This window comes from Streptomyces sp. NPDC107581 (assembly GCF_055657175.1).
In genome coordinates, this window is the sequence record NZ_JBVKBH010000006.1 from 86,552 (window position 1) to 102,095 (window position 15,544).

Below are 15,544 nucleotides of genomic sequence, written 5' to 3' on the forward strand. Positions count from 1 at the left end.
AGCGCCTTCGCGCACATCCGGCGCTGTCCGCACTCCCCCAGACCCTGACATTCCGCCCGCTTCCGCCCTGAGTTTCCGTACGAGAGGACCCCTTCCCATGGCCGATGCCCCCACCGGCAAGGTGACGTTCGTCGGTGCCGGCCCCGGCGCCGCCGACCTGCTGACGTTCCGCGCGGCGCGCGCCATCGCGGAGGCCGACGTGGTGATCTGGGCCGCGAGCCTGGTCCAGGCGGAGGTCCTGGAGCACGCGCGCGAGGACGCGGAGATCCTGGACTCGGCGGCCATGTCCCTGGAGGACGTCGTCGCCGTGTACCGGCGGGCCGGGGCGGACGGCCTGAAGGTCGCGCGGATCCACTCCGGCGACCCGGCGCTGTGGGGCGGCACGCAGGAGCAGCTGGACCGGTGCGCCGAGCTCGGGATCGGGACGGAGGTCGTACCGGGCGTCTCGTCCTTCTCCGCCGTCGCCGCGCTCGCGCAGCGCGAGCTGACCGTCCCCGAGGTCGCCCAGTCCGTGATCCTCACCCGGCTGGGCGGCGGCAAGACGCCGATGCCGCCCGGCGAGGAGGTGCGCGAGTTCGCCCGGCACGGCACCACCATGGCGATCTTCCTGTCGGCGGCGCGCAGCGGCCAGCTGGTGCGGGAGCTGCTGGAGGGCGGCTACCCGACGGACACCCCCGTGGTCGTCGCCTACCAGGCGACCTGGCCGGAGGAGCTGGTCGTGAAGTGCACGATCGGCACGCTGGAGGAGACGGTCAAGGAGCACAGGCTCTGGAAGCACACGCTCTTCCTGGTCGGCCCGGCGCTGGACGCCCATGGGACGCGTTCGCACCTGTACCACCCCGGCCACTTCCACGGGTACCGCAAGGCCGACCCCGAGGCACGGCGGGCGCTGCGCGAACGGGGTGCGAACAGTTGATCACGGTCGTCGGTACGGGGACGGGGACGCCGGTCCCCGCGGACGTCCTCGCCGGTGCCGCCCTGGTGGTCGGCGGGCGGCGCCATCTGGACGCCGTACGGCTGCCCGAGGGCGTGGAGCGGATCGTGCTCGGGCCGCTGGCGCCCGCCCTGGACGCGATCGGCGAGTACGTCGGCAAGGAGCAGCCGGTCCTCGTGCTGGCCTCCGGGGATCCGGGGTTCTTCGGGATCGTGCGGGTGCTGGCCGAGCGGTTCGGGGCCGGACGGCTGGACGTGCGGCCCGGGGTGTCCTCCGTGGCCACCGCGTTCGCGCGGCTCGGGCTGCCCTGGGACGACGCGGTGGTGGTCAGTGCGCACGGGCGTGACCTGCACACGGCCGTCAACGTGTGCCGGGCGCACCCGAAGGCGGCCGTGCTGACCGGTCCGGGGGCCGGGCCCGCCGAGCTGGGCGCCGCGCTCGCCGACGGCCCGGACCGGATCCTTGTCGTGGCGTGCGCGCTCGGCGATCCGGAGCGCGAGCGCGTGGAGCGGGTGACGCCCGCCGAGGCGGCGGCCCGCGACTGGGGTACGGCGGTGAGCGTGGTGCTGTGCCTGGACGAGGCACGGGCGCTCGGTGCCGTGCGCACGGTCGCCGGGGTGCCCGGGCAGCCGTCCGGCTGGGCCCTGGACGAGAGCGAGTTCGCGCACCGGGACTCGATGATCACCAAGTTCGAGGTGCGGGCCCTGGCACTCGCCCGGCTCGGACCGCGCCTGGGCGACCTGGTGTGGGACGTCGGCGCCGGCTCGGGTTCGGTGGCCGTGGAGTGCGCACGGCTCGGTGCGGCCGTCGTCGCCGTCGAGAAGGCTGCGGACGGCGTCGAGCGGATCCGGGCCAACGCGCGGGCGCACGGTGTCGACGTGCACGTGGTGCACGGCGTGGCACCGGCCGCGCTGTCCGGGCTCGGCGCCGATCCCGACGCCGTGTTCATCGGCGGCGCGGGGCGCGAGCTGCCCGACGTCGTCGGCGCGTGCGCGCGCCGGGCGCGGCGCACCGTCGTCGTCGCGATGGCCGCCCTGGACCGGGTGCCGGCGGCGCGCGAGGCGCTGACGGGTGCCGGGTTCACCTGTGACGGGGTGCTGGTGCAGTCGTCGCGGCTGGCGCCGCTGCCGGGTGATGTGACCCGGCTGGCGGCGACCAATCCCGTTTTTCTGCTGTGGGGCGTGAGAACCCCGGCTTCCAGTGAAGGAGTTGCTGAGTGATCGGCCTCATTTCCGCCACCGCGGCGGGGGCGGCGGCGCGCGACCGGCTGGCCGCGGCCTGGCCGGACCGTGCGCGGGTGTACGACGGTCCCGTCGGGGAGGCCGTGCGGGCCGCGTTCGTCGAGTGCGGGCAGCTGGTGTGCTTCCTGGCGACGGGCGCGACGGTACGGCTGCTGGCGCCGCTGCTCGGCGGCAAGGCGACGGACCCGGGTGTGGTGTGCGTGGACGAGGGCGGCCGGTTCGCGGTGTCGCTGCTCGGCGGGCACGGCGGCGGCGCCAATGAACTCGCCCGCGAGGTGGGCGCGTTGCTGGGGGCGGAGCCGGTGGTGACGACCGCGACGGACGCGGTGGGGCTGCCGGGCCTGGACACCCTCGGGTTCCCGTACGAGGGCTCGGTGGCGACGGTGTCGCGGGCCCTGCTGGACGGCGAGGCGGTCGTCCTCCGGGCCGAGGTGCCGTGGCCGCTGCCGCCGCTGCCGACCGCGCCCGAGGGGTCGTACACGATCCGGCTCACCGACCGGGCCGTCGCAGCGGGCGAGCGGGAGCTGCTGCTGCGGCCGCCGTCCCTGGTGGTCGGTGTCGGCGCCTCCAGGGGCGCGCCGGCCGAGGAGGTGCTCGGGCTGGTCGAGGAGGCGCTGCGGGAGGCGGGGCTCTCACCGGATTCGGTGGCCGAACTCGCCACCGTGGACGCCAAGTCCGAGGAGCCCGGCATCGTCGCCGCGGCCGAACGGCTGGGGGTGCCCCTGGTGACGTACGCGGCCGCGGAACTGGCGGCCGTGGCGGTGCCCAACCCGTCCGACGCGCCGCTCGCGGCCGTCGGCACCCCGTCCGTCGCCGAGGCGGCCGCGCTGGTGCGCGGCGGTGAACTCCTCGTGCCCAAGCGGAAGTCCGCGGCGCAGCCGGCCATGGCGACCTGTGCCGTCGTACGGCGCCCGGGGCGCGGGCGGCTCGCGGTGGTCGGGCTCGGCCCGGGCGCCCGGGACCTGCTCACCCCGCGCGCGACGGCCGAGCTGCGCCGGGCCTCCGTGCTGGTGGGGCTCGACCAGTACGTCGACCAGATCCGCGACCTGCTGCGGCCCGGCACCCGGGTGCTGGAGTCGGGGCTCGGCGCGGAGGAGGAGCGGGCCCGCACGGCGGTCGCCGAGGCCCGCAGGGGGCATGCGGTGGCGCTGATCGGCAGCGGGGACGCGGGCGTGTACGCCATGGCCTCCCCGGCGCTCGCCGAGGCGTCCGACGACATCGACGTGGTGGGGGTGCCCGGTGTGACGGCCGCACTGGCCGCCGGGGCGGTCCTGGGCGCGCCGCTGGGCCACGACCATGTCTCGATCAGCCTGTCCGACCTGCACACCCCGTGGGAGGTCATCGAGCGGCGGGTGCGGGCGGCGGCCGAGGCGGACATCGTGGTCACCTTCTACAACCCGCGCTCGCGGGGCCGCGACTGGCAGCTGCCCAAGGCGCTCGAGATCCTCGCCGGCCACCGGGAGCCGACGACGCCGGTCGGTGTCGTGCGCAACGCCTCGCGGCCGGACGAGTCGAGCCGGCTGACGACGCTGGCCGCGCTCGACCCGGCGACGGTCGACATGATGACGGTCGTGACCGTGGGCAACACCGCGACCCGGAACATCGCCGGGCGCATGGTGACCCCGCGCGGCTACCGCTGGCAGGAGTCCGCGCCGATGAGCGGCTCCGGCGCGAGGCAGGAGGGCACCCGGTGAACCCCGTGGCCCGTGTGGTCCACCCCATCGAGCAGGAGTCCTTCCGGCGGCTGCGCGCCCGACTGGACACCTCGCACTTCCCGCCGCTGACCCGGGCGGTCGTGGAGCGGGTCATCCACTCCGCCGCCGACCTGGAGTACGCGGCCGACCTCGTCATGGACGAGGGCGACCTGGCCAGGGCGCACACCGCGCTGCACGACGGGGCTCCCGTCGTCGTGGACGTGGAGATGGTCGCGGCCGGCATCACCCGGCGCGAGACCGTGTGCCGGCTGAAGGACGCGGTGTCCGGGCCGGGGCTGACCCGTTCCGCGCACGCCGTCCGGCTCGCCTACGAGCAGGTCGGGCCCGGCGCCCTGTGGGTGATCGGCTGCGCGCCGACCGCCCTGGAGGAGCTGCTCACCCTGGACGCCTCCCCCGCGCTCGTCATCGGCCTGCCCGTCGGCTTCGTCGGCGCGGCCGAGTCCAAGGAGGCGCTGCGCGCGAGCGGGCTGCCCGCCGTGAGCAACGTGTCCGAGAAGGGCGGTTCGGCGGTCGCCGCCGCCGCGCTCAACGCCCTGCTGTACCACCCGATTTCCACCGAGGAGAAACCGTGACCACCCCGCCGCCCGCTCTGCTCATCGCCGGCCACGGAACCCGGGACGAGGCCGGAGCCGAGGCGTTCCGCGACTTCGTACGGGAGCTGGGCCGCCGTCACCCCGATCTGCCCGTCGCGGGCGGCTTCATCGAGCTGTCCCCGCCGCCGCTGGGCGATGCCGTCACCGAGCTGGTCGAGCAGGGCGTACGGCGGTTCGCCGCCGTGCCGCTGATGCTGGTGTCCGCCGGGCACGCCAAGGGCGACATCCCGGCCGCGCTGGCCCGGGAGAAGGAACGGCACCCGGGCATCTCGTACACCTACGGGCGCCCGCTCGGTCCGCACCCGGCGCTGCTGAACGTGCTGGAGCGGCGGCTGGACGAGGCCCTCGGGGGCACCGCCCGCACGCCCGAGGACCGGGCCGACGTGACCGTGCTGCTGGTCGGGCGCGGCTCGACCGACCCGGACGCCAACGCCGAGGTGTACAAGGCGGCGCGGCTGCTGTGGGAGGGCCGGGGGTACGCCGGGGTGGAGACGGCGTTCGTGTCGCTGGCCGCGCCGGACGTGCCGAGCGGGCTCGACCGGTGCGTGCGGCTGGGGGCGAAGCGGATCGTCGTGCTGCCCTACTTCCTGTTCACCGGGATCCTGCCGAACCGGGTGCGGCAGCAGACCGAGGGCTGGGCGGCCGCCCACCCGGAGGCCGAGGTGCGCTCGGCGGACGTCATCGGGCCCGAGCCGGAGCTGCTGGACCTGGTGATGGAGCGGTACGAGGAAGCCGTCAAGGGTGACCTGCGCATGAACTGCGACTCCTGCGTGTACCGGATCGCGCTGCCGGGCTTCGAGGACAAGGTGGGGCTGCCGCAGCAGCCGCACTTCCACCCGGACGACGACGGCCACCACCACGGGCACCACCACCATGGGGGGCATTCGCACAGCCATGCACACTGAGGACACCCGGTACACCGGGGACGATCTGCGCCATCACGGGGACGCCGAGGTCCGTGACGACGGGGCCGGGCTGGTCGACCTCGCGGTCAACGTCCGGGCGGACACGCCTCCGGCCTGGCTGCGGGAGGAGATCGCCGGGTCCCTGTCGTCGCTCGCGGCCTACCCGGACGGGCGGGCCGCACGGGCGGCGGTGGCGGCGCGCCACGGGCTGCCGGTGGAGCGGGTGCTGCTGACGGCGGGGGCGGCGGAGGCGTTCGTGCTGCTCGCGCGCGCCCTGAAGGTCCGCCGGCCGGTGGTCGTGCACCCGCAGTTCACCGAGCCGGAGGCCGCGCTGCGGGACGCGGGGCACACCGTGGACCGGGTCCTGCTGCGGGAGGCGGACGGGTTCCGGCTGGATCCGGCGGCCGTGCCGGAGGATGCCGATCTGGTGGTGATCGGGAATCCGACCAACCCCACGTCCGTGCTGCATCCGGCGGACGGGATCGCCCGACTGGCCCGGCCCGGGCGGACGTTGGTGGTCGACGAGGCGTTCATGGACGCGGTGCCGGGTGAGCGGGAGGCCCTGGCCGGGCGGACGGACCTCCCCGGCCTGGTCGTCCTGCGCAGCCTGACCAAGACATGGGGGCTGGCCGGGCTGCGGATCGGTTATGTGCTGGCCGCGCCGGAGATGATCGCGGAGCTGGAGCGGGCCCAGCCGCTGTGGCCCGTCTCCACACCGGCGCTGGCCGCGGCGCAGGCGTGTGTGGCGCCGCGGGCGCTGGCCGAGGCGGGGCATGCGGCGCACCGCATCGCCGGGGACCGGGCGCATCTGGTGGCGGGCCTGGCCGCGTTCGCCTCCCGCGGTGTGCGGGTGGCGGAGCCTGCGGAGGGGCCGTTCGTGCTGGTCCGCGTGGAGGGGGCGGCCGGGGTGCGGCGCCGGTTGCGCGAGCTCGGCTATGCCGTGCGGCGGGGGGACACGTTCCCGGGGCTCGGCGAGGAGTGGGTGCGGGTCGCGGTGCGGGACCGGGGGACGGTGAACAGGTTCCTGGAGGCGCTGTCCGCCGCACTGGATCCTCCCCGCCGGCCCGGACGACCCGGCTGAGGAGCCCGGTCACGAGATCGCCCTGAGCCCGCCCCGCGCATCCGCCCGGAGGTCGGCGTTCACCTCCTGCGCCGCCTCGTCCGCCGGACCGCGGAGGACCGGGTCCGGCGTAGGACGACGTCCGGCGGATCACGAGGTCCGGCAGACCATGAGGTCCGGCAGGCCATGAGGTCCGGTGGACTACGACGTCCGGCAGACCACTAGGTCCGGTGGAGGGTGACGTCCGGCGGAGGACGACGTCCGGCAGACCACGACGTCCGGCGGACGGTGACGTCAGACGGACGGTGACGTCAGGCGGAGGGTGAACGACGAGCTGCTGGACGTCCGCCGTGGTGTCCAGCAGCTCGTGTGCGATGCGGGGCCTCGGGGCCTCAGCCCTTGCGGCGCCGGGCCACCGTCACCGCTCCCCCGCCGGCCAGCAGCAGCGCCAGCGCGCCGCCCGCGATGTACGGCGTCGCCGAACTGCCGCCTGTCTCCGCGAGGTCGGCACGGGTGCCCTGGGGCTTCACATCGGCGGGTGCGCCGGCCTTCACGGGGGCTCCCTGGGACTTGGTGCCCCCGGCCGGGTCATGGCTCGGTACCGGGTGCCCGGTGGGCGGGACCATCGGGGACTCGCAGGTCGCCCTGGCCAGGGTGATCGTTCCTTCGACCTCGGCCACGTTGAGCCTCAACGGGTTGACGGAGACCTTGAGTTCGAGGGCCGTGGCGGCTGCCGTACGGGACGTGGTGCTGTGCCGGGACAGGTCGAGGCGGACCTCGCCGACGCCGGGCACCTTCACCTCGGTCGGGCCGCCGGCGGTGAGGGTGACGCGCTTGCCGAGGACGGTGACGGCCCCCAGGACGTTCGCGGCGGCGACCGGCGGCTTCCCCACCGCGCAGGTCGCCTTCGCGGTGACCGTGCCGATCTCCACGAGGGAGAGCAGGGGCAGGCCCGGCACGTGCAGCCTGGCGTGGGCGACACGGACCGAGCCCTCGGCGAGCTTGCTGTTCACCGTGGCTCTGGACTGCGCGACCTCGGCGCCGAGGACGGTGAACGGCCTGCCGCCGTCGACGCCGTCGAGCCGGGCCGTGAGCGCGGTCTTCCCGGCGCTCTCGGGTGCCTGGACCTCGTTGAGGGTGACCGCGAGCGGGACGTTCACGGTCTTGTTGAGCAGGGACACGTCGAGCCCGGTGCGGAGCACGACGGCGGAGGCGCGACCGTGGTCACCGGTCGCGTGCGCGGCGCCCGCGCCCAGGACCGCGGGAGCTGCGGCCAGGGCGGTGACCGTCGCGACCGTGGCGAGACGGCGTGCGGGCATGCGGAAGTTGTTGCTGTTCAAGGCGGGGGACCCCCAGACGGAACATGCTTGGGACTCGTCAACCTTGTACGCACTGTGGGTGAACGGTCAGCAATCCTGCGTCACTTCACCCCATCGTGGAGTTTCCGTACGGGCTTTCGGATCGCGGGGCACATGCGTTCCTGCGGCCCGTCCGGTGCACCCCGGCTCCTACTCCACCACGCGCCCGTTGAGCACCACCCGGCGCGGCGCCGCCAGCACCCGTACGTCCGCCCGCGGGTCGGACTCGTACACCACCAGATCGGCCGGTGCGCCCTCCTCCAGGCCGGGACGGCCCAGCCAGGCCCGGGCGCCCCAGCTGGTCGCCGACAGCGCCTCGACGGGCGGGATGCCCGCGGTGACGAGCTCCGCGACCTCCCCCGCCACCAGGCCGTGCGCCAGCGACCCGCCCGCGTCCGTGCCGACGTACACCGGGATGCCCGCGTCGTACGCGCCGCGCACCGTGTCGTAGCGCCGCTCGTGGAGCCGGCGCATGTGGGCCGACCAGCGCGGGTACCTGGTCTCGCCGCCGGCCGCCAGCTTGGGGAAGGTGGCGATGTTGACGAGGGTCGGGACGATCGCGACGCCGCGCTCCGCGAACAGCGGCATCAGGTCCTCGGTGAGGCCGGTGGCGTGTTCGATGCAGTCGATGCCCGCCTCGACCAGGTCGCGCAGGGAACTCTCGGCGAAGCAGTGCGCGGTGACGCGGGCGCCGAGGCGGTGGGCCTCCGCGATCGCGGCCTCGACAACCCCGCGCGGCCAGCAGGCGGAGAGGTCGCCGAGGTCGCGGTCGATCCAGTCGCCGACCAGTTTGACCCAGCCGTCCCCGCGCCGGGCCTCCTGGGCGACGTACGCGACGAGGTCGTCCGGCTCGACCTCGTGGGCGTAGTTGCGGATGTAGCGGCGGGTGCGGGCGATGTGCCGGCCGGCCCGGATGATCTTCGGGAGGTCGTCGCGGTCGTCCACCCAGCGGGTGTCGGAGGGCGAGCCCGCGTCGCGGATCAGCAGGGTGCCGGTCTCCCGGTCGGCCAGCGCCTGCTTCTCGGCGGTGGCCGCGTCGACCGGGCCCTCCGCGCCCAGGCCGACGTGGCAGTGCGCGTCGACCAGACCGGGCAGGGCCCAGCCCTCGACGGTCCGGACGTCACCGGCGCCGGCGGGGCGGTCGTAGGAGATGCGGCCCCCGACCACCCACAGCTCGTCGCGGACGTCCTCGGGCCCCGCCAGGACCCGGCCCTTCACGTGCAGCACGGCGTGATCGCTCATACCGGCACCTTAGTGAGCCGGTGCCCGGTCGCGTCAGTGAGCTAGGCCTCGGTCCCGGCCGCCCGGTCCGGGGTCTCCTCCTCCACCTCGGCCATGGCCGGGTCGAGCAGGCGGGACAGGAAGTGGCGGGTGCGTTCGTGCTGCGGGCTGCCGATGACCCGGTCGGGGGTGCCGTCCTCGACGATCACGCCGCCGTCCATGAAGACGACCCGGTCGGCGACCTCGCGGGCGAAGGTCATCTCGTGGGTGACGACCATCATCGTCATGCCCTCCTCGGCGAGCCTGCGCATCACCGCGAGGACGTCCCCGACCAGTTCGGGGTCGAGCGCGGAGGTCGGCTCGTCGAAGAGCATCACCTCGGGGCCCATGGCGAGCGCCCGCGCGATGGCCACCCGCTGCTGCTGGCCCCCGGACAGGGAGGACGGATAGGCCTCCGCCTTCTCCGAGAGGCCCACGCGGGCCAGGTTCTCGGCGGCGATCCCGGCCGCCTTCGCCTTGTCCCGCCCGAGGACCCGGCGCTGCGGCAGCGTGAGGTTCTCGGTGACGTTCAGGTGCGGGAACAGGTTGAACTGCTGGAAGACCATGCCGATGCGGCGGCGTACGGCGTCGATGTCGACGTCCGGGTCGGTGATCTCGGTGCCGCCGACGAAGACCTGGCCCCCGGTGGGCTCCTCCAACAGGTTCACGCAGCGCAGCAGCGTGGACTTGCCGGAGCCGGAGGGGCCGATCACGCAGACGACCTCGCCCTGGCCGATCTCCAGGTCGATGCCGCGCAGGACGTGGTTGTCGCCGAAGGACTTGTGCAGGTCACGTACCTGGATCTCCGGGCGGCTCATCGGATCGCCTCCTGGGACTTGGACTCCATGCGGCGCACGACGAGGCTGAGCGGGATCGTGACCAGCAGGTAGCACAGGCCCGCGACCAGGATCGGCGTGGAGTTGGCGGTCGTACTGGCCAGGTCGCGGCCGTACTTGGACAGTTCGCGCTCCTCCAGCGTGACGCCGAGGAACAGCACCAGCGAGGAGTCCTTGAAGAGCAGGACGAGTTCGTTGGTCAGCGGCGGCAGGATGATCCGGAAGGCCTGCGGCAGGATGATCGAGACCATGGCACGGGCGGGCGAGAAGCCCAGCGAACGGGCCGCCTCCAGCTGTCCCTTGGGCACGGCCTGGATGCCCGCGCGGATCGTCTCCGCCATGTACGCGGCCGACACCAGGCCGAGCGCGAGGGCGACCTTGCCGTAGGTGCCGCCGGGGATCTCCGTGCCCGGGAAGGCCAGGGGCACGGCGACGCCGACGAAGATGAAGATCAGGAGGGCGGGCAGACCGCGGAAGATCTCGATGTAGACGCTCGCGACCCAGCGGTAGGGCCCCACCGAGGACAGCCGCATCAGCGCGATGAGCATGCCGAGAACCAGCCCGACGACGAAGCCGGACAGCGTGTAGAGCACGGTGTTCTTCAGCGCCAGCGTGATGACGTCCGGGAACATCTGCCGGGCGATGCCGGCCTGCGCGAACTGGTTCTGCAGCCGGCCCCAGTCCGCCGTGACCGCGAAGGCGATCACGGCGGCGGCGAAGACGACGTACTGCGCGCCCCGGGACAGCCGGCGCTTCTGCCGCCGGGTCAGCCCCTTCTTCTTCGGCTGGAGTGGTACGTCGAGATCGGTCATGAGGCGGCGGGAGAGGCCACGGAGGTGTTGTACGGGCCGATCCACTGCTCGTAGATCTTCTTGTAGGTGCCGTCGGCCTTGGCCTTCTTGAGGGCCTTGTCGATGGCGTCGCGCAGGGCGGTGTTGCCCTTCTTCACGGTGAAGCCGTACTGCTCGCCGGTCTTGAGGTTGTCGACGACCTTGAACTTGTCCGCGTTGGCCTTGTCCTTCAGCCAGCCCTGGACCACCGGGTAGTCGATGACGACCGCCTGGACCTGGCCGGTGCGCAGGCCGTTGAGGACCGCGTCGGAGGACTCGAAGGAGATCGGGTCGAAGCCCTTGCCCTTGACGTAGTCCTCGCCGGTGGTCTGCGCCTGGGCGCCGAGCTTCTTGCCCTTGGCCTTGACGTCCGCGAGGGAGGTGACGCCGCTCTTCCTGTCGACGAGGACGGCCTGGGTGGCCTCGAAGTACGGGTCGGAGAAGTCGACGTTCTTCTTCCGCTCGGGCGTGATGGTCATGCCGGCGGCGGCCAGGTCGCACTGGCCGGAGTTGAGGAAGGCGCCGGTCTTGAAGTTCTCGAACGGCGTGTCGAGGATCTGCTGCTTGACGCCCAGGTCCTTGGCGACGAGGTCGATCAGGGAGACGTCGAAGCCCTGGACCTTGCCGTCGACCTCCGACTGGAACGGCGGGTACGGAAGGTGGGTGCAGGTGGTCAGCTGACCGCCCTTGGCGAGGTGGACCCCCTTGACGGTGGTCTTGCCGCTCCCCCCGTTGTCCGAGGAGCAGCCGGCCACGAGCGCGAGCCCGGCCGTCACGGTGATGGCTGCCAGAACGCGGGTCCGGCGCCCGAGGAGCGTTTTCATGGGGGGGATCTCCCTGTGGGGGGAACGGTGGCTTCCGATTATAAGGAGATGTTTGGGTCTCTCAAACCAAACCCATGGCCTCAAGGCTGTCCGGCCTGAGAACTCGCCGGTCTCGGGGGCGGGGAAGGGCGAGAGTTACGCTCGTCACCGTCGGCCTCCGGCCGGCCTTTGTGGCCCCTCGTGAGCGAAGAGAGCACCGCCGTGACCCACCCGTTTCTCGACCTGCCCCCGCTGAGCGCCGAGCGCTTCGCCGCCATCGCGGATCGGGTGGCCCGGCTGCTGGACACCCGGCAGGACGTGGTGATCACACAGGGCGAGGCGCTGCTGCCGCTGGAGGGCGCGATCCGCGCGGCGGCCGGTCCCGGCACCACCGCGCTGAACGTGATCACGGGCCCGTACGGGCAGACCTTCGGCGACTGGCTCCGGGACTGCGGCGCGACGGTGCACGACCTGTCCGTCCCGTTCCAGACGGCGGTCACCGCCGACCAGGTCCGGGAGGCCTTCGCCGAGCACCCGGAGATCGACTTCGTCTCGCTCGTCCACGCGGAGGCGGCGACCGGCAACACCAACCCGGTCGCGGAGATCGGCGAGGCGGTGCGGGAGCACGGCGCGCTGTTCTACCTGGACGCGGTCGCCTCCGTCGGCGCGGAACCGGTGCTGCCGGACGCATGGGGCGTGGACCTGTGCGTGATCGGGGCACAGAAGGCGATGGGCGGCCCGGCGGGCGTGTCGGCGATCTCGGTGAGCGAGCGGGCGTGGTCCCGCATGGCGGCCAACCCGCACGCCCCACGCCGCTCCTACCTCTCCCTCCTCGACTGGAAGGAGCGCTGGATCGACGCCGGCCGCACGGCCCTGCTGCACGCCCCGGCCCAGCTGGAGATGCTGGCGCTGGAGGCGTGCCTGGAGCGGATCGAGGCGGCCGGGCCGGCCGCGGTGATGGCCCGGCACCGCAGCGCCGCGCTGGCGTGCCGGGCGGGCGCGGTGGCGCTGGGCGGGGGCCTGGAGCCGTATGTGTACGAGGAGAAGGACGCGGCGCCGGTCGCCACGACCCTGCGGGTGCCCTCCGCAGTGGTGGCCTCGGAGCTGGTGGCCCGGGCCCTGGCCGGCGACCCGGCGCTGCCGCTGGCCGCGGGCGGGGGCGCGCTGGCCAAGGAGATGATCAGGGTCAACCACTACGGCCCCGACGCGACACCGGGTGCGGTGCTGGGGTCTCTGGCGGCACTGGGCTCCGCCCTCTCCGAACAGGGCCTGGACGTGGACCTGGAGGCGGCGCGCCGGGCCGTGGAGCAGGCCTGGCAGTAGACACCGGGTGACCGGACGACGACGGCCCGCGCCGCACGGACGCAGCGTCCGCACGGCGCGGGCCGTCGTCGTAGGCGCCGGGTGCCGATTCGGCCCAGCGAGGCGTACGCACTGCACAGCGGGGTGCGGGCGCGGCACGACGGGCGCCGCACGAGGGGCACGCCGGCATTCTTCGTGAACGTATCGACGGAACCGGCGGGACTTGAATTCAATTTAGTTTCACAATTTCCGCCAATTCCCCCGAGGATAGCTTCCCATCTTCTTCTGCCCGCTTTCTCGAAGGCTAAACAACAAGATTTCATATGGGTTTCCAGGCTGTGACACACTCCACAGACGGGGGTCTTTGTCCTAGTTTGCCATAGGTCAAATCTGGCATTTCTACGCCCCTGGCAACTGCCCCGGTCACCACGCCCGTGCATTTCTGAATTTGCCTCGCTAAATTCGTGCCGCATGACTGCCGCACAAGCAGACCTGTTCATCGACCGACCGGCGTTGTCCGACGGAGCCGCGCTCTGGCGTATCGCCAAGGACTCGAAAACCCTCGACCTGAACTCCTCGTACAGCTATCTGCTGTGGTGCCGGGACTTCGCCGCCACCTCGGCGGTGGCTCGCGGCGCGGACGGCGAGCCCGTCGGTTTCGTCACCGGGTACGTGCGGCCCGACCGTCCCGGCGTCCTGCTCGTCTGGCAGGTCGCCGTCGACCCCGCCCACCGGGGGCGCGGCCTCGCCGCCACGCTGCTGGACGGGCTGGCCGCCCGGCTCGCCGATGAGCGCGGGATCACCGGCATCGAGACCACCATCACTCCCGGCAACACGGCTTCCGAGCGTCTGTTCACCTCGTTCGCCGCCCGGCACGGCGCGGACCTCCACCGGGAGGTGCTGTTCTCCGCCGACCTGTTCCCGGACGGCCCGCACGACCCCGAAGTCCTGTACCGCATCGGCCCGTTGACACCCTCCACCGCCCTCTGAGGAGCGATTCACCGTGACCATCACCCAGCCCGACCTCAGCGTCTTCGAGACCCTCGAGTCCGAGGTGCGCAGCTACTGCCGCGGCTGGCCCACCGTGTTCGACCGGGCGCAGGGCAGCCGCATGTACGACGAGGACGGACACGCGTACCTCGACTTCTTCGCCGGTGCCGGCTCACTCAACTACGGCCACAACAACCCGGTTCTCAAACGGGCGCTGATCGACTATCTGATGCGGGACGGGGTGACCCACGGCCTGGACATGTCGACCACGGCCAAGCGCTCCTTCCTGCAGACCTTCCAGGATCTGGTGCTGCGCCCGCGCGACCTGCCGTACAAGGTCATGTTCCCGGGGCCGACCGGCACCAACGCCGTCGAGTCGGCGCTGAAGCTGGCCCGGAAGGTGAAGGGACGGGAGGCGATCGTGTCCTTCACGAACGCCTTCCACGGGATGTCCCTGGGCTCCCTCGCCGTCACCGGCAACGCCTTCAAGCGGGCCGGCGCCGGTGTCCCGCTGGTGCACGGCACACCGATGCCCTTCGACAACTACTTCGAGGGCACGGTGCCGGACTTCCTGTGGTTCGAGCGGCTGCTGGAGGACCAGGGCTCCGGCCTCAACAAGCCGGCCGCCGTGATCGTGGAGACCGTGCAGGGCGAGGGCGGCATCAACGTCGCCCGGCCCGAATGGCTGCGCGCCCTCAAGGATCTGTGCGAGCGGCAGGACATGCTGCTGATCGTCGACGACATCCAGATGGGCTGCGGCCGCACGGGCGCCTTCTTCTCCTTCGAGGAGTCCGGGATCGTGCCCGACATCGTCACCGTGTCCAAGTCGATCAGCGGGTACGGGCTGCCGATGTCGCTGTGCCTGTTCAAGCCCGAACTCGACGTCTGGGAGCCGGGCGAGCACAACGGCACCTTCCGCGGCAACAACCCCGCGTTCGTCACCGCCACCGCCGCCCTGGAGACGTACTGGGCCGACGGCTCCGCCATGGAGAAGCAGACCCGCACCCGCGGCGAGCAGATCGAGCAGGCGCTGATCTCGATCACCGAGGAGAACCTCGCCGACGTGAAGGAGTACCGCGGGCGCGGCCTGGTGTGGGGCCTGGAGTTCCACGAGAAGGCGCGGGCCACCCGGGTCGCCCGGCGGGCCTTCGAACTCGGGCTGCTCATCGAGACGTCCGGCCCGGAGAGCGAGGTCGTCAAGATGCTGCCCGCCCTCACCATCACCCCCGAAGAGCTGGACGAGGGCCTCAGCATCGTCGCCCGCGCCGTCCGCGAGACCGCCTAGCACCAACCGAGAGGGAAGCACAGCACCGTGATCGTCCGATCGTTCAAGGACATCGAAGGCACTGACCGGCACGTCAGGGCGAAGTCCGGCACCTGGGAGAGCAAGCGGATCGTCCTCGCCAAGGAGCGGGTCGGCTTCTCCCTGCACGAGACGGTCCTGTACGCCGGGACCGAGACGTCGATGTGGTACGCCAACCACATCGAGGCCGTCGTCTGCACCGAGGGCGAAGCCGAACTCACCGACCACGAGACCGGGAAGACGCACACGATCACTCCCGGCACCATGTACCTCCTGGACGGGCACGAGCGGCACACGCTGCGCGTCAAGGAGGACTTCCGGTGCATCTGCGTGTTCAACCCGCCCGTGACCGGACGGGAGGACCACGACGAGAACGGCGTCTACCCGCTGCTCACCGAGCCCGAGGAGGTGTGA

Annotated in this window: 15 protein-coding genes; 10 read left to right on the forward strand and 5 right to left on the reverse strand. The window is 72.6% G+C overall.

Annotated features, from left to right (window positions below; translation table 11 throughout):
* The first annotated feature begins 97 nt into the window (after window positions 1-97).
* Genes cobM through cobC form a run of 6 tightly spaced genes read left to right on the forward strand, consistent with a single transcriptional unit; the run spans window position 98 to window position 6,469 of the window.
* Window positions 98-916: a precorrin-4 C(11)-methyltransferase gene (gene cobM / locus ACZ7P3_RS16600; protein WP_472082166.1), complete on the forward strand. Its 819-nt coding sequence runs from the start codon at window positions 98-100 to the stop codon at window positions 914-916.
* Window positions 913-2,154, forward strand: a complete 1,242-nt coding sequence (gene cbiE / locus ACZ7P3_RS16605) for a precorrin-6y C5,15-methyltransferase (decarboxylating) subunit CbiE (RefSeq protein ID WP_472082168.1) — start codon at window positions 913-915, stop codon at window positions 2,152-2,154. Before cobM ends, cbiE begins: the two co-directional genes overlap by 4 nt.
* Window positions 2,151-3,869, forward strand: a complete 1,719-nt coding sequence (gene cobJ / locus ACZ7P3_RS16610; protein WP_472082170.1) for a precorrin-3B C(17)-methyltransferase — start codon at window positions 2,151-2,153, stop codon at window positions 3,867-3,869. The genes cbiE and cobJ overlap by 4 nt, the downstream gene beginning before the upstream one ends.
* Before the next feature lie 5 nt (window positions 3,870-3,874).
* Window positions 3,875-4,462 carry a precorrin-8X methylmutase gene (locus ACZ7P3_RS16615; protein WP_472082963.1) on the forward strand — a complete coding sequence of 196 codons (588 nt, stop codon included), beginning with the start codon at window positions 3,875-3,877 and terminating at the stop codon, window positions 4,460-4,462.
* Entirely contained in the window at window positions 4,459-5,388 is a 930-nt protein-coding gene (locus ACZ7P3_RS16620) for a sirohydrochlorin chelatase (RefSeq protein WP_472082172.1), read from the forward strand. Before ACZ7P3_RS16615 ends, ACZ7P3_RS16620 begins: the two co-directional genes overlap by 4 nt.
* Window positions 5,378-6,469: an Rv2231c family pyridoxal phosphate-dependent protein CobC gene (gene cobC / locus ACZ7P3_RS16625; RefSeq protein WP_472082174.1), complete on the forward strand. Its 1,092-nt coding sequence runs from the start codon at window positions 5,378-5,380 to the stop codon at window positions 6,467-6,469. The genes ACZ7P3_RS16620 and cobC overlap by 11 nt, the downstream gene beginning before the upstream one ends.
* Window positions 6,470-6,840: 371 nt before the next feature.
* Here the strand turns inward: cobC and ACZ7P3_RS16630 are convergent, their stop codons facing one another.
* The 5 genes from ACZ7P3_RS16630 to ACZ7P3_RS16650 all read right to left on the reverse strand — a co-directional run bounded on the left by ACZ7P3_RS16630 (window position 6,841) and on the right by ACZ7P3_RS16650 (window position 11,556).
* Complete coding sequence (locus ACZ7P3_RS16630) at window positions 6,841-7,788, reverse strand: SCO1860 family LAETG-anchored protein (RefSeq protein ID WP_472082176.1); 948 nt, start codon at window positions 7,786-7,788, stop codon at window positions 6,841-6,843.
* 168 nt (window positions 7,789-7,956) lie between these two features.
* The gene (locus ACZ7P3_RS16635) at window positions 7,957-9,048 is read right to left on the reverse strand and encodes an amidohydrolase family protein (protein WP_472082178.1); all 1,092 of its coding nucleotides are present in this window, start codon (window positions 9,046-9,048) and stop codon (window positions 7,957-7,959) included.
* A 41-nt stretch (window positions 9,049-9,089) separates the two neighbouring features.
* Window positions 9,090-9,884, reverse strand: a complete 795-nt coding sequence (locus ACZ7P3_RS16640) for an amino acid ABC transporter ATP-binding protein (protein WP_472082180.1) — start codon at window positions 9,882-9,884, stop codon at window positions 9,090-9,092.
* A complete protein-coding gene (locus tag ACZ7P3_RS16645; protein ID WP_472082182.1) occupies window positions 9,881-10,714 on the reverse strand; it encodes an amino acid ABC transporter permease in 834 nt (277 codons plus the stop codon). Before ACZ7P3_RS16645 ends, ACZ7P3_RS16640 begins: the two co-directional genes overlap by 4 nt.
* A complete protein-coding gene (locus ACZ7P3_RS16650; protein ID WP_472082184.1) occupies window positions 10,711-11,556 on the reverse strand; it encodes a transporter substrate-binding domain-containing protein in 846 nt (281 codons plus the stop codon). The genes ACZ7P3_RS16645 and ACZ7P3_RS16650 overlap by 4 nt, the downstream gene beginning before the upstream one ends.
* A gap of 201 nt (window positions 11,557-11,757) precedes the next feature.
* Here ACZ7P3_RS16650 and ACZ7P3_RS16655 point away from each other — a divergent pair, with 201 nt between their 5' ends.
* The 4 genes from ACZ7P3_RS16655 (at window position 11,758) to ACZ7P3_RS16670 (ending at window position 15,544) form a co-directional block, all read left to right on the forward strand.
* Window positions 11,758-12,858 carry a pyridoxal-phosphate-dependent aminotransferase family protein gene (locus ACZ7P3_RS16655; protein WP_472082186.1) on the forward strand — a complete coding sequence of 367 codons (1,101 nt, stop codon included), beginning with the start codon at window positions 11,758-11,760 and terminating at the stop codon, window positions 12,856-12,858.
* 450 nt (window positions 12,859-13,308) lie between these two features.
* Window positions 13,309-13,827, forward strand: a complete 519-nt coding sequence (gene ectA / locus ACZ7P3_RS16660; RefSeq protein ID WP_472082188.1) for a diaminobutyrate acetyltransferase — start codon at window positions 13,309-13,311, stop codon at window positions 13,825-13,827.
* Between the two features lie 13 nt (window positions 13,828-13,840).
* Window positions 13,841-15,112, forward strand: coding sequence for a diaminobutyrate--2-oxoglutarate transaminase (ectB, locus tag ACZ7P3_RS16665; RefSeq protein WP_472082190.1), 1,272 nt, complete (start codon window positions 13,841-13,843; stop codon window positions 15,110-15,112).
* 27 nt (window positions 15,113-15,139) lie between these two features.
* Complete coding sequence (locus ACZ7P3_RS16670) at window positions 15,140-15,544, forward strand: ectoine synthase (protein ID WP_451377436.1); 405 nt, start codon at window positions 15,140-15,142, stop codon at window positions 15,542-15,544.